The 13255-nt window shown below is 40.4% G+C and carries 11 protein-coding genes and 1 pseudogene; 9 read left to right on the top strand and 3 right to left on the bottom strand.

The features are described 5' to 3' along the window. Positions 1 to 295 precede the first annotated feature (295 nt). Positions 296 to 487, bottom strand: a complete 192-nt coding sequence (locus RMY00_RS12440; protein WP_109009697.1) for a hypothetical protein — start codon at positions 485 to 487, stop codon at positions 296 to 298. A gap of 678 nt (positions 488 to 1165) precedes the next feature. Between RMY00_RS12440 and RMY00_RS12435 the strand changes: the two genes are divergently transcribed. The 4 genes from RMY00_RS12435 (at position 1166) to RMY00_RS12420 (ending at position 4786) form a co-directional block, all read left to right on the top strand. Next, positions 1166 to 1702: a methanogen output domain 1-containing protein gene (locus tag RMY00_RS12435; protein WP_322647831.1), complete on the top strand. Its 537-nt coding sequence runs from the start codon at positions 1166 to 1168 to the stop codon at positions 1700 to 1702. Between the two features lie 252 nt (positions 1703 to 1954). Beyond that, complete coding sequence (locus tag RMY00_RS12430; protein ID WP_322647830.1) at positions 1955 to 3289, top strand: ATP-binding protein; 1335 nt, start codon at positions 1955 to 1957, stop codon at positions 3287 to 3289. A gap of 49 nt (positions 3290 to 3338) precedes the next feature. Further along, a complete protein-coding gene (locus tag RMY00_RS12425) occupies positions 3339 to 3509 on the top strand; it encodes a hypothetical protein (protein ID WP_322647829.1) in 171 nt (56 codons plus the stop codon). Positions 3510 to 3970: 461 nt separating this feature from the next. Further along, the gene (locus RMY00_RS12420) at positions 3971 to 4786 is read left to right on the top strand and encodes a peptidoglycan-binding protein (RefSeq protein ID WP_322647828.1); all 816 of its coding nucleotides are present in this window, start codon (positions 3971 to 3973) and stop codon (positions 4784 to 4786) included. A 185-nt stretch (positions 4787 to 4971) separates the two neighbouring features. On the opposite strand, the gene RMY00_RS12415 is transcribed toward RMY00_RS12420, so the two are convergent. Together RMY00_RS12415 and RMY00_RS12410 are read right to left on the bottom strand one after the other, a co-directional pair. Beyond that, the gene (locus RMY00_RS12415; RefSeq protein ID WP_322647827.1) at positions 4972 to 5676 is read right to left on the bottom strand and encodes a mobilization protein; all 705 of its coding nucleotides are present in this window, start codon (positions 5674 to 5676) and stop codon (positions 4972 to 4974) included. Between the two features lie 11 nt (positions 5677 to 5687). Further along, on the bottom strand, positions 5688 to 6233 hold the full coding sequence (locus RMY00_RS12410; protein ID WP_322647826.1) for a hypothetical protein: 546 nt from the start codon (positions 6231 to 6233) through the stop codon (positions 5688 to 5690). A 257-nt stretch (positions 6234 to 6490) separates the two neighbouring features. Here RMY00_RS12410 and RMY00_RS12405 point away from each other — a divergent pair. The 5 genes and pseudogenes from RMY00_RS12405 to RMY00_RS12385 form a co-directional block, all read left to right on the top strand. Then, a pseudogene (locus RMY00_RS12405) lies at positions 6491 to 6704 on the top strand (IS1 family transposase); the annotation flags it as partial. A gap of 479 nt (positions 6705 to 7183) precedes the next feature. Beyond that, a complete protein-coding gene (locus RMY00_RS12400; RefSeq protein ID WP_322647825.1) occupies positions 7184 to 8974 on the top strand; it encodes a ShlB/FhaC/HecB family hemolysin secretion/activation protein in 1791 nt (596 codons plus the stop codon). Positions 8975 to 9170: 196 nt separating this feature from the next. Beyond that, positions 9171 to 9344 (top strand): hypothetical protein, encoded by a 174-nt coding sequence (locus tag RMY00_RS12395; RefSeq protein ID WP_322647824.1) that lies wholly within the window; start codon positions 9171 to 9173, stop codon positions 9342 to 9344. 133 nt (positions 9345 to 9477) lie between these two features. Further along, positions 9478 to 12024 (top strand): CHAT domain-containing protein, encoded by a 2547-nt coding sequence (locus RMY00_RS12390; protein ID WP_322647823.1) that lies wholly within the window; start codon positions 9478 to 9480, stop codon positions 12022 to 12024. A 187-nt stretch (positions 12025 to 12211) separates the two neighbouring features. Beyond that, a complete protein-coding gene (locus tag RMY00_RS12385) occupies positions 12212 to 13126 on the top strand; it encodes a DUF928 domain-containing protein (RefSeq protein WP_322647822.1) in 915 nt (304 codons plus the stop codon). The last annotated feature ends 129 nt before the right edge of the window (positions 13127 to 13255 follow it).

The raw sequence follows: 13255 nt of genomic DNA, 5'->3' as shown, positions 1-13255 counted from the left end.
AGGCTACACCTACTCACATCTTGTTCCAATACAGTTCAGTTAAGCATTTCTTTCTTCTCTGTGCGTCCTTGGCGTCCTTGGCGGTTCGTTAAAAAAATTGAGTTTGACAAAGAGTTTTAGCCTTAACTGAACCGTATTGCATCTTGTTCATGTTTTCAAGTACATTTGCCCTGCGCTAGCGCGGACTCGGTTTCGATTATTTTTTATAAAAAAAGATTAGGCACATAATTCATGCATTAAAAATACTGTAAATTTAGTAACTAATCTCTTTTATTTACTGAGCTTTATTGTTTAATCAAACATCAACATTTATTTGTTCTATCTGTCTAGCAGCTTTATCCCAAAGCTTTGCTGAAGTCTCATCTTGCCAATGAGTTCTCAGATTTTCCGCTTTTTTGTGACATATTCGCTCTAACATTTCTAATATTGCGGATAATGTCAATTTATTAATTAATGTTTCTAAAATCTCCATATATTCTTTTTGCATTAGATTTTCCTCCTTAATGTCATCTAATATCTTCTGATAAAACTCGTCTACATGTGTTTTGTATTATCAAACTAGAGATTAAGATTGATTGCAGATTCCTATATTTTACCAGCTTGTACATCCAGTTTAGCCTATTTTAAATACTTAATGTTAATAATTAGTTTTTAACAGATTAAAAAACTGTCTTAAAATTTATATTCAATTTTTCGTAAGTATCTGGTAGCTTATAAATCAAGTACTTATAAATATTTTAGTCAATGACATTGATGGATATCTTTACTATTAAATATGTTGATAAAGAAACAGGTTATGATTGGCGATCGCTTGTCAAATTGTCGTTGACAAACATAGCGAGGTGATAGCTGTAGAGTCAATTTGAAGATGAGACACAGCGTTGATCCTTTGCAAGTAATACATTTCACGAAAAATCTGATACATATGTAACCCCTGAAAGCTTTGCTGCATCTAAGTTTTTTAATTATGAATCTGCGAAAAGGCGAATTGTAAATTGGTATAAGTACATCCTCCTAAATTTAAGTTAGTTTTGTAGCCAATTAGGGAAAACTATTCTTAGTAAACATGGTACTTAATTAAAAAACTTTGGTGTCTCACTGACTTTTGCTTAACTAAGTATCATTCATGCTTGCCCTATATAAAAATTTAGGAAATAACAGCATCATGATTCAGATATCTTCGCTCGACGAACAAATAAAATCCTTAGAATTACCGATAGAGCGCGATCAATTTCTACGTACAATGATTAGAGAATTAGCTGGAACCCTACAAGATGTCGTTGGGATTGAACAGGCAGAAGGCTTCTTGAATGTGGTCGGCTATCGAACAGGTCAACATGTCAATCAGATATACCAGAACGCTTTGCAACTATCAAATCTTTCTCGTAGCCAGGTAACTGCCGTCCTCATAGATTGGAAACGCCGGATTCAAGGCGACTTTTACGTGATTGAAGAAACTGATGAGAAGATCGTTTTAGGCAATCGTAAATGCCCCTTTGCAGAACAAGTAGAAGGACGCGAAGCCATGTGTGTCATGACATCTAATATTTTTGGCGCAATCACAGCCGATAACCTCGGCTACGCTAGAATCGAGTTACAAGAAACGATTGCTAGAGGCGCACAAGAATGCAAAATCGTCATTCATCTCAAACCTAGCGAAGTATTAGACGAGTTTGTAGCACAAGAATACTTCAAAGTATAGTAGCAGCCTCAAACGGGACATTTGCAGACTATCACCCTCTCCCTATAATATGTCCCGACTGAAGTTGATGCCCCAAAGCCTAGCTTAATACCAGATTAGGATAGAATGTATAATTTAAGATTTCTGAAGCAGCTTTGTGGTTAAAGCTTTTTATCTAAAATCTAAAATCCGAAATTAGTATTAGTCTCTTTACTTTTACCCCGTCAGTGCTATGAACAACGGTAAATATCCCTGGTTCAGTACCTCCAGATCATGATACGCGATCAATTTTTAAAGTTTGCCCAGCTTTTACCAGAACCTCTGCTTCTTGTGACTAGCGCAGGTGAAATTTTAGCAGTTAATCAGCCTGCTGCCAGACTCTTTAACAAGACCAATAAAGCACTGATTGGTCAATGTCTTACCGAGTTTGTTACTGATTCTTCAGAGAAAGTCATCGACTATCTTCGAGCTTGCTCCCAAAGTCGTCAAATGATTTTGGGAGCTTTAACTATCCACCAAGCCCAAGGAGAGGGAATTGCTTGTCGTAGTCAAGGATCTTTGATCGAGCCGCGATCGCCAGAAAGCCCAGCCATTAATTTACTGCGCTTAGAAAAGCGAACGAGCGATCAATTCGTTATGCTTAACCAAAAAAATCATGCACTGAGTAAAGAAATTCAACAACGCCAACGGATTCAGGCAGAACTTGCACAATCGAATGAAACCTTAAGACAAACTTTGCTCAAACTGCAAAATGCCCTTGAAGTTGTCCAAACGGAAAAGATGTCTGGGCTAGGGCATTTGGTAGCAGGAATTGCCCATGAAATTAACAATCCAATTAGCTTTATTCATGGAAATTTGACTTATGCTAGCGAATATTATGATGATTTACTAAAACTGATTCAACTCTATCAGCAAGAATATCCTAATCCAAGCCTAGTGATTCAGCAAGAAATTGAAACCCTGGAACTTGACTTTATTCAACAGGATATCAAACAATTACTCCAGTCAATGCGAACAGGTTCCGAGCGGATTAGCGAGATTGTGAAATCTTTGCGAAACTTCTCTCGATTAGACGAAGCAACATTCAAGGAGGTCGATATTCATGAGGGTTTAGAGTCTGCATTGATGATTTTACAAAGTCGTCTCAACCCTAGTAAACGGCATTCTGGTATTGAAGTGATTAGAGAATATGGAGAATTGCCTTTGGTTTGCTGTTCTCCTGGACAACTCAATCAGGTGTTTATGAATCTCCTGAATAATGCGATCGATGCTTTAGAAGAAGCTGAACGAGTGCGATCTTCTACGACCGACCGTAAGTCATCGCCAGAAATAATGCACAATGATCCTAGTCGGATTTGGATTCGCACCCAGAAACTAAACGATCGCTACATTGCAATTTTCATTAAGGATAACGGTAACGGAATCCCTACCCAGATTCATAATCAGATATTTAATCCCTTCTTCACCACTAAGCCAGTAGGTAAAGGCACAGGATTAGGATTATCGATTTGTTACCAAATCATCGACAGCCATGATGGCCGAATTAATGTGATATCTGATCCAGCTTGGGGAACTGAATTTAGTATAGAGTTGCCCATTAATTGCTGATCAACTAATAGCATTACTATATTCATCTTGTATTTTACAGTACCCATAATTGATTTTTAAAAACACCTTTATCATTTGCGATCGCGCTCAAACGCGACGCTGGCAATTTGAGTACCAAAGTCAGCTAGTTCGTATTCCCAATCGGTTGGTAGCCGCGCTTCATCAGCCTTTGCTCAAAGTCAGACGGAAAGCTTGGAGTAATAAAGCGGACAAAGGTTAGTCGTTGAGCATCAGTTTAGCAGTATGGCTTGAATCGCCTCTGCATCGAGTGGGTTATCTTCGAGCAAGAGAAACCGGATTTTTATCATTAAGCGCCCCAGAAAGCTACTGATTATTACTTTTTACAAAGTGTTAAGAAAACGCATGAGCAAATGCCGAGTGATAGTATCGAAGGATGTCGGGTATAGTAAGTAATTGTACAGAAAAATTTACACATGAGTTCTTGACTAGATAAGAATTTCAGGTCAAAATTATGTAATTAATTTTGTCTTACATAGGGTTGAATGTATAGCCTCTTACTACTATCTTTTGGCATCTCGGTAAGTTTGATTAGCTATACCCTTATGCCCCGTCTTTGTAATTTTAGCTGGATTTCTGGAAAAGACATGATGCCAGATGTAGAAAACTTCAGATAATATTACTTGAAGCTAAAAAAGCTCAAGAGGGAGCGAAAATATAATTATGGTATTAGTTAAAGAGATAACAGAAGGTAGTACAATCGCAGTTCGTGGATTAGATTTGCAGTTATTTTGGCAATTAAATCAATTACTTCCTAATTCATTAGTCAGTATTTCCGACTTAAATATTAACAGAGGTGAAGGACTTTTCCCTTACTGCCAGCTTCCAGCACGGAATGCCTTAAAAGCAGCATTGATAGCTTACGCACAACCTTTGACTATTAATAGTGCCTATCGTTCTGTCATTGCCCAAGCAATGCTTTATAGCCAAAAGCAGAGGGGATTAATTAATAATCTGGTAGGATATCCAGGAAAATCAGACCACCAAAAGGGTGCATCTTTAGATATAGAAGAGTGGGCAAAAGTGAAATCTCTAATGACCAGTCATGGATGGAGATGGACTTATGGCGATAAAGATCCAATGCATTTTGATTGCACATCTAATCAAATTAGAGATATCCGCCCCAATTCAATCAAAGCTTTCCAAAAGCTGTGGAACAAGGCAAATCCAAATAAACAGATTGCTGAAGATGGAGATTTAGGTAACAAAACCTTAGATTGTATTTATAATTCTCCTGCTGAAGGATTCTCAAACGTCGGGTATCCCAGAGTTTTAAAGCTGACAAGCCCATTACAACAAGGAAAAGATGTAGGCGAATTGCAATTAGCTATTAGAAAAGCTAATATTCAATTACAACAAGCAAATCAGGTATTTGACCAAGCAACAGAACAAGCTGTAAAGGCTTTTCAACAGTCAAAAGGTTTGTCCCCTGATGGTGTAGTAGGCGAAGAAACTAGGAACCTTTTACAGTTAAAGTAGTCTCTCAATAAAGAATTAAGGCTAGTAAACTTTCAACCAACTGTGCGATGGGTATCCATTAAAACGTCTAGCTATCTACCTCTCTTAATTGAAAAGTAGATTAAGCTAATCGTCATTCATTTTTCCAGCCAGAATGATTCCCTAGAATGCAATAGCCCTAGCTATCTAGTACCTCCAAAGATTTATTATTTAACTTCTTCATCCCAGATACCTACCTTCTCAAATTCTGCATAAGCAAGCTTCAAAAAGTTTACTACTCTCTGTCTTCCTATAATTCCAAATTCTTTATTCTCTCTTGCCTCAGCAAAGGTCATTCTGTTTTGGTCTATTATGTTTCTTTCTTTATATGCTAGTTTGGGGAAATCTATAACAATAATTTTATATTTTTTGATTAGTTTCTGTATATTCACATCTGAATCTACATGCTCCCAATCATCACACAGTCCTAAATTGCGTACCAAAATATGAGGTATTTTCTCTCCATAGCTATTTACCGATTGTGCAAACAGATTAAGACTATCATATCCTCCTGTAGAGACAAACCATTTGCAAAAAGTCACTCCCTCAGAATTCCCTAGTTCAATTAACTGATTTCTTTCTATCCAGTCAAAGACTGCTCTATGTGATTGTGCTGCCAAATTCACAACTACTGGCTTATTTGTCGCCATCTCAAATATTCTATCTGCCTTATCAGCCTGCCGCTCATTCTCGCTAAACACTGCATAGTGACATATTCCCTTATAAACTCCTGCCACATCTGGATTTGATCTATCTGTTTCTATTGGTACAAACGGAATTTTCTTATCCAGAAAGTACTGAATCATTGTCCTAGTTACTAAAGACTTTCCTACTCCACCCTTTTCACCATCTACCAAATGAATCGTCGGCATAATACCCACCTTTAATACTGATTAAACTCACTTAATATATCTGAACTAGGCTTAGAAGTTTTTGGCGTTTGTCGCCTAGTAGTTTTAACAGTTTTCTGAGAATTCTTACCGCCTTTTGACAATAATTGCTTCTCTTGTGACTCGTCCGTTAATTGACCTACACATACATCTTTCGGAGTGTTTTGAGAGTCCTTAGTTACTCCTATAACTGCTGGTGTTATCGATGATTCTGTTGGAGTCTGAGTCGAATCTTCAAAAGATAAAACTTGTTTTGGTTTAGCCTTTCGCTGACGAGAACGCTTTTCTTTTTCAATCTCGGTTAAGTATTGCTTAAGTGTTGCTGCTGAAACTTTTATTTCTTGCTTCTCCAGTAGCTGTGATAGGTCTTGATAACTATAGCCTTTCTTCAGTGCCGATTGAAGTTGTTCACGCAGAAAGTAAATACTCTCTCGAAGGGATAATTCCTCTTTAGCCTTCTCTTCTAGCTTCTCTAATTCTCCCAGTGTGGTTTGCAGTTTATCAATTGGAATTTTCTGCCCTGGAGTTGTGCGTACCATTTTTGATATTGACTGAACTGAAAATTTCATTAATCCTATCACCACATGTTCTTGTGTGGGTGATAACCACATACACATTAATGAAATCAAGCTCTCTAGGGACTTCCAATTAAAAAAATAATCAATCGCTGTGTAGGCAGGGAAGCAGGGGGACTTGGGGCCCTTACGGAGTGAGGATTGGGGGAGAGGAGGAAAAGAAAAATATCATCTAAATAAATTAGGTAATTTATTCTCTGGAGTCCCCTACCTCAGGGCGATCGCATCTATCTAATCCGGTAAGGAATTTTGGCTTGGGAGATCATAGTGTAGAAATATTTAAATCATTGTGGGAGGAAAGTTTACTATTGGCAGTGCTATTTTCACGTCATAGATGGATGGAAGGTTTACTCCAGTTTTATTTAACCAGAAGATCATATTATGAGCAAAACCTATATGACCAGAGTAGAAGGAGAAAATACCCGTTTACGTCATTAAGCTAATTACAAGCAAATCAACCTGTAAAAATGAATGGCGATTAGCTTACTTAACACGCCTATATTGTAAAATTTTATGCTATTTTGTTCCATTATTAATATTTAAGTAACTAAATTTATAGTTATCAATTATACAAGCGCAAGCAAATATCAGTGTTTACATGATTCGTCCTGCATTTATGCAACGCCAAACTTTTTATACCAATTTAATGCGAATCTAGGTTATTAAGGCTACTTACACGAAGTGAAACCCAACATGAACAAAGATCAAGTTTTGGGATACTTCTTTAGAAAAAACAGTATTTACCCTGACGGCAATTGTAAAACATACAGCGAATATTTATATAAAAATGATGTAACAGTCGTTACATTCAAGTATCGGAGCTTAATTAGATAACCAGTCATGCCAAATAAATTATCTAGTTGGGCAAGGGAAATATTAATAATGAAATCGCGTTAAAAAATGGCTAAGTATTTATGCGTATGTATTTAAATGCGAAGAAAGAATCGATAATTAACTATACGCAAAAACAGCAACTGATTCGTAAACTTCGCATAACAACACTAAAACCTCTAATATTCGGCTTTGTTATAGCAGCAGTATTGTGCAACTATGATCGGGTAATGTCTACAAAAGGCTGCGCCTACGCCCAAACTTCTAATCTTCAAATGTTACCGCCTGACCGGATAGATGTACTACCGCAGCCATCAGATCAGAATCAATTACTTCCTTCGCCACAACTACCCGATCAGCCCACTTTAGGAGAGGATGATCCTAATGCTAAATTCCGGGTTGATCGCTTTGAAGTTGTTGGGAGTACAGTTTTCAAACCAGAAGATTTTGCCACTATTACGGCTCCCTTTGTGGGACGAGAAGTATCATTTGCAGAATTGTTGCAAGTCAAAGATGCCATTAGCAAGCTCTACACTGATAAGGGTTATGTAACTACGGGTGCTTTAATTACACCGCAGACAATAGAAGCTGGAGTCATTAAAATTCAGGTAGTCGAAGGCAGTTTGCAAGAAATTAAAATCGTTGGTAATCGGCGATTGCGTAGCCAATATATTCGCGATCGCATCCAACTCGGTGCTGGCCAACCCCTGAATGTACCGCGCTTAATAGAAAGACTGCAACTGCTTCGCCTTGATCCGCGTATTCAAAACCTATCGGCTGAGTTGCAGATGGGTGTACGTCCCGGAACCAATATATTGCAAGTCGAGGTTAAAGAAGCCGATACTTTTTCGCTGACAACAACTTTAGATAATGGGCGATCGCCCAGTGTTGGCAGTTTTCGCCGGGGTGTGAATCTGCAAGAAGCCAATCTACTGGGCTTTGGTGATACTCTCAGTGTCGGATACGCCAATACCGATGGTAGTAATACAATCAATCTGAATTACACATTGCCAATTAATGCTCACAATGGCACGGTATTCTTCGGTTTTAACCAAGGCTGGAACCACGTAATTGAAAAACCATTTACCGTCCTTGATATTCAGTCAAACACTACGTCTTACGAATTTGGTTATCGGCAACCATTAGTGCAAAAGCCAACTCAGGAATTAGCAGTGGGGTTATCGTTCTCACGCCAAGAAAGCCAAACAGAGTTAGGTCTTGATAATATTGGCGGGTTTCCTTTATCACCCGGTGCAGATGCCAAGGGAAAAACCAAGATTTCCGCCCTGCGTTTTATCCAAGAATATACCCAACGCAGCAATAAACAAGTTTTTGCAGCGCGATCGCAATTTAGCGTCGGGGTAGATTGGTTCGATGCCAATGTCAATAAAGATGCCCCAGATAGCCGATTTTTTGCTTGGCGGGGACAGGCGCAGTGGGTGCGGCAATTCGCACCAGATACTCTGTTTTTAGTTAGAGGTGATTTACAACTAGCAGCAGATTCCCTCGTACCTTTAGAGCAATTTGGTCTTGGTGGACAGCTAAGTGTCCGGGGTTATCGCCAGGATGCACTACTAACAGACAATGGTATGTTGTTTTCGGCTGAATTCCGGTTGCCCATTGTGCGTGCCTCCAAGCTTGGAGGAGTGTTACAACTAACACCATTCATTGATGTGGGCAAAGGCTGGAATAGCAAGGGCGACAATCCATCATCCAGTACGTTGGTGGGTGCTGGACTAGGACTTTTGTGGCAACAGAGCGATAAATTCTCAGCTAGGCTGGATTGGGGCATTCCCCTGATATCGGTAGACGGTGAAAAGCGATCGCTCCAAGAGAATGGGCTGTATTTCTCACTCAGCTATTCGCCATTTTAATCGAGGCGATCGCACTTAGTCTGATGTCCGTGATCTGACTCAGGACTTACGCAAAAATTGCCGAAAAGCTTAATTTATCGAACCGCCTTCGCGTAGCGTCTCGTAGAGAAGACGCCAAGAACGCCTTCTCTGCGAGAGGCTTCCGCCAACGCGCAGCGTCTCGTAGAGAAGAATTCGTAGAGTGTGCGTAAGTCCTATGACTGCATACCGCAAAATCGGCGGTGTCACTGCCCAAACACCCCCATCTTCAGAAACTCAAATTCAAGCTACTGATTGGCATCGTAACGCTCAGGGCATTGAGTTAGTTGGAGATAAATATAAAGCTCAGGTACGGCAACCATTAACATGTGCTGCTCTTAAGAGAAGTTAATTTTTCTAGTATGTGAATCCCTCTTCAACTGATAGCTGGCATTACAAGTTGGGCATTATACATACAGTCATTTTCTAAACACTTATGCTGTGACTAATTTTCAAACAAACTGCTCAATAATAAATAATTATTTATGGCTTTCCGAATTAAACAAACTCGTTGGTTATATACCAGCCTCAGCATTTTAAGTTTGTGTTTAGCATTTACCATTACACCTGTAAAAGCATCTCCACCAATAACAACTTCTGTTCTCGCTTCTGCCCAACCAGCCAACAGCCTAGAGCAAGGACGGAAATTCTACCAATCGGGAAATTTTGCAGAAGCTATCAAGGTTTGGCAAACGGCAGCACAACAGTATTATAATCAAGGCGATCGCACCAACGAAGCCCTAAGCTTAAGTTACCTCTCATTGGCACAACAAGAACTAAACCAGTGGGAAGCAGCTAAACAATCTATCGAAGAAAGTATAAAAATTTTGCAATCGGTTAAACCCTCTGTCGATGCGATTATCTGGGCGCAAATACTGAATACTCAAGCAAATTTACAACTACATATAGACAAAACTGAAGCCGCCCTAGAAACTTGGCAACAAGCTCAAAAATATTATGAGCAAGCAGGCGATAAAATGGGCAGCATAGGCAGTCAAATTAACCAGGCACAAGCCTTACAAAGTTTGGGATTTTATCGCCGCTCGAAACAACAATTGGAGGCGTTAACGCAAAACCTGGCAGCAATGCCAGATTCGGAAATCAAAGTTAGTGGGTTGCGATCGCTAGGTTTAGCTTTGCACGCGATCGGTGATGATAAAAGCCAACAAGTTTTAGAACAAAGTTTAGCCATAGCGAATAAAATTGCCGCTAAAACTCAGTTAAGTTCTATTCTTTCGAGTCTAGGGAAAGTTGCCTCTGACTTTCAAGATCCAGAAGCAGCATTAAATTACTTTGAAGATGCCCAAACAGCAGCTACGAATCCGAATGAAGCTTTACAAGCGCGTTTAGCTCGTTTCAAATTATTGGTAGATTATAACAAACTAGAATATGCAATTCCCCTCGCGCCTCAATTACGACAACAGTTGTCAGAATTAGCACCCAGTCATACTTCCCTTAATGCAGCGATTAATTTTGTAGCAACCTTGAATCGCTTAGAAAACCCCGATCAAGTTTTACCAAGCAAAGATTTGGCACAACTCATGGCAGACACAGTTAAGTCTGCCCAAAAAATTCAGGATGCAACCGCCCAAGCCTATGCGCTACATCAGTGGGCACAACTCTACAGTCGTAAAAAACAGTGGTCTGAGGCAAAGGAATTAGCCGAGAAATCCCTCAATATTGCCCGTCAACTCCAAGCTGACGATCTCATTGCTCAATCAGCATGGCAGGTAGGAAAGTTGTATAAACAACAGGGCGATCGCTCCAAAGCAATTACAACCTATACAGAAGCAGTTAAGTCATTAAAGGCATTGCGAGGCGATATGGTTGCTGTCAACCCCGATCTGCAATTTTCTTTCCGCGAAAGTGTAGAGCCTGTGTATCGAGAACTAGTGAGTTTACTTCTCGATGAGCAACCAACTCAGGCTGCATTGATGCAAGCGCGTGAATTGATTGAGTCACTCCAAATCGCCGAACTTGATAACTTTTTCCGCGAAGCTTGTTTAGATAAAGCCCAGCAGATTGATGAAGTTGACCCCACAGCAACGGTTATTTATCCGATTATTTTAAGCGATCGCTTAGGAATAATTCTCGCTCACGCTGGACAACCACTGCGTTATTATGTCACTCAAAAATCTCAAGCCGAAATTGAGCAAACTTTAGATAAATTTCTAGTTGCTCTCAACCCAGTCTCAGACTCAAAAGTTCGGGATCAATTGTCTCAGCAAATTTATAACTGGCTGATTCAAAAAGCAGAAGTAGATCGAGCATTCATTGATACTAAGACACTAGTATTTGTTTTGGATGGTCGGTTACGGAACATTCCAATGGCAGCCTTGTATGACGGTAAGCAATATCTGATTGAGAAGTATGCTGTGGCACTCTCACCAGGATTGCAACTAATGGCAGCGCGATCGCTCCAAAAAAACCACATTGATGCAATTATCGGTGGTATTAGCCAATCTCGTGCTGGTTTTAGTGCCTTGCCATCTGTGGAATCAGAAGTAAAAGAAATTTCTCAGACAGTGCCATCTTCGATGTTACTGAACGAAAAATTTACAAGTCTTGCCCTGGCGGCTCATGTCAAATCAAGTAAGGCCAATGTTGTTCATCTAGCAACTCACGGGCAATTTAGCTCCCGTCTCGAAAACACCTTTTTACTTACGTGGGATGGACAACTTAATGTGAAGGAGTTATCCGAACTTCTCAAAAATCGTAGTGGTGATTCATCAAAAGCGATCGAATTATTAGTATTGAGTGCCTGCGATACTGCAACAGGAGACGATCGCGCCGTTCTTGGACTAGCAGGCTTGGCTGTTAAATCCGGTGCGCGTTCTACCATTGCCACACTTTGGCCAGTCAAAGATAAGGCAGCCCAAATGCTCATGACTCGCTTTTATAACCAACTACGGCTACCCAGAATCACCAAAGCTGAAGCACTACGGCAAGCACAAATTAACCTGATTCGCCAAACTGATTTCCATGATCCGTTCTTTTGGTCTGCCTTTGTTTTGGTTGGAAACTGGCTGTAATTACGTAATATTCCTAACTGAATATACACAAAATAAACATCTCCTTTATGGAAGTTCAGGCTACATTCGGATATAAATGCTAGTAAGCTTCCTTACTCTGGCTAGTGTTTAGAAGTATTCCATAAGTTTTTAGCACAGTGATTTCATGTATTTTCTATCACTATTTAATTAAATGAGGTCAAACACCATGAAACGTCGAGATTTAACTAGTGCATTGAGCATCATTGCTCTGATAGCTAACAGTACATGGGCTAGTGCCTCTGCTGTAACATTTACCCCACCTGTCAAAAATGGCGCTCCAAGCCAAGCAACGGGAGGAGCATCTCGCGGCAACCTGTTTACCCCATCCAAAGGTAACAGCACCCCTAGACAAGCAACAGGAGGAGCATCTCGCGGCAACCTGTTTACCCCAACCAAAGGTAACAGCGCCCCTAGACAAGCAACAGGAGGAGCGTCTCGTGGCGACCTCTTTACCCCAACTAAAGGTAATAGCACTCCAAACCAAGCATCTGGAGGCGCTTCCCGCGTTGGTACTTATTACTTGAATCCTTCGACTGTAGCAGCAGAAGGGCCCGCAGCGCTAATCGCACTTCTGCCCCAAAGCTTCTATGGCACAACGGTGTCTGAACGCCCCACAATTTTGGTATATTTGCCTGCTTCTAATGCAGAAGAAGCTGTGTTTAGCCTCAAGGATGAAGCTGGCAATATACATTATCAAATGACCATTCCCGTTGCTCTTAAAGCTGGGGTGATCGCAGTCAAATTACCAGCCAATGCACCTGCTTTAGCCGTTGGTAAAAACTATCAATGGTTTTTGGCCCTGAAAGTGAATGGAACACTCGGCCCAAGTACACCTTACGTTGATGGTTGGATTCAGCGTATCCAGCCTACTGCTGAACTGGCGACAGCGATGCAGCAAAAAGATGCTTTAAAGCAAGCAGCAGCTTTCGGTAAAAATGGGGTGTGGTATGACTGTGTAGCAACAATGGCTGGGCTGCATACCGCCCAACCCAAAAATGCAGCTATTATCAAGCAATGGGAAGAACTTCTTTCCTCAGTTAGCTTAAAGGATATTGCAACAGTTCCCTTAGTAGCAGAATAGGCAGGAGGCAGGGGGAGCAGGGGGAGCAGGGGAAGAAAAACTTTGTATGATATTGACCAATGCCCAATGTCCCATGCCTCATGCCCAATCTCAGAGAAATGTTAGTGGAGTCAAAACTGACGAATACTA

Origin of the sequence: Nostoc sp. ChiVER01 (genome assembly GCF_034531155.1) — a bacterium.
In the GTDB taxonomy this organism is placed as follows: domain Bacteria; phylum Cyanobacteriota; class Cyanobacteriia; order Cyanobacteriales; family Nostocaceae; genus Nostoc.
Note: the sequence above shows the minus strand (reverse complement) of the source record. Positions and strands in the feature narration are given on the sequence as shown.

Excerpts from the sequence above, each read along its gene's own strand:
- RMY00_RS12430 (WP_322647830.1), top strand. The coding sequence starts at position 1,955 with ATGATACGCGATCAATTTTTAAAGTTTGCCCAGCTTTTACCAGAACCT.
- RMY00_RS12390 (WP_322647823.1), top strand. The coding sequence starts at position 9,478 with ATGGCTTTCCGAATTAAACAAACTCGTTGGTTATATACCAGCCTCAGC.
- RMY00_RS12435 (WP_322647831.1), top strand. The coding sequence starts at position 1,166 with ATGATTCAGATATCTTCGCTCGACGAACAAATAAAATCCTTAGAATTA.
- RMY00_RS12400 (WP_322647825.1), top strand. The coding sequence starts at position 7,184 with ATGCGTATGTATTTAAATGCGAAGAAAGAATCGATAATTAACTATACG.
- RMY00_RS12410 (WP_322647826.1), bottom strand. The coding sequence starts at position 6,233 with ATGGTACGCACAACTCCAGGGCAGAAAATTCCAATTGATAAACTGCAA.
- RMY00_RS12395 (WP_322647824.1), top strand. The coding sequence starts at position 9,171 with ATGACTGCATACCGCAAAATCGGCGGTGTCACTGCCCAAACACCCCCA.
- RMY00_RS12385 (WP_322647822.1), top strand. The coding sequence starts at position 12,212 with ATGAAACGTCGAGATTTAACTAGTGCATTGAGCATCATTGCTCTGATA.
- RMY00_RS12420 (WP_322647828.1), top strand. The coding sequence starts at position 3,971 with ATGGTATTAGTTAAAGAGATAACAGAAGGTAGTACAATCGCAGTTCGT.
- RMY00_RS12415 (WP_322647827.1), bottom strand. The coding sequence starts at position 5,676 with ATGCCGACGATTCATTTGGTAGATGGTGAAAAGGGTGGAGTAGGAAAG.
- RMY00_RS12440 (WP_109009697.1), bottom strand. The coding sequence starts at position 487 with ATGCAAAAAGAATATATGGAGATTTTAGAAACATTAATTAATAAATTG.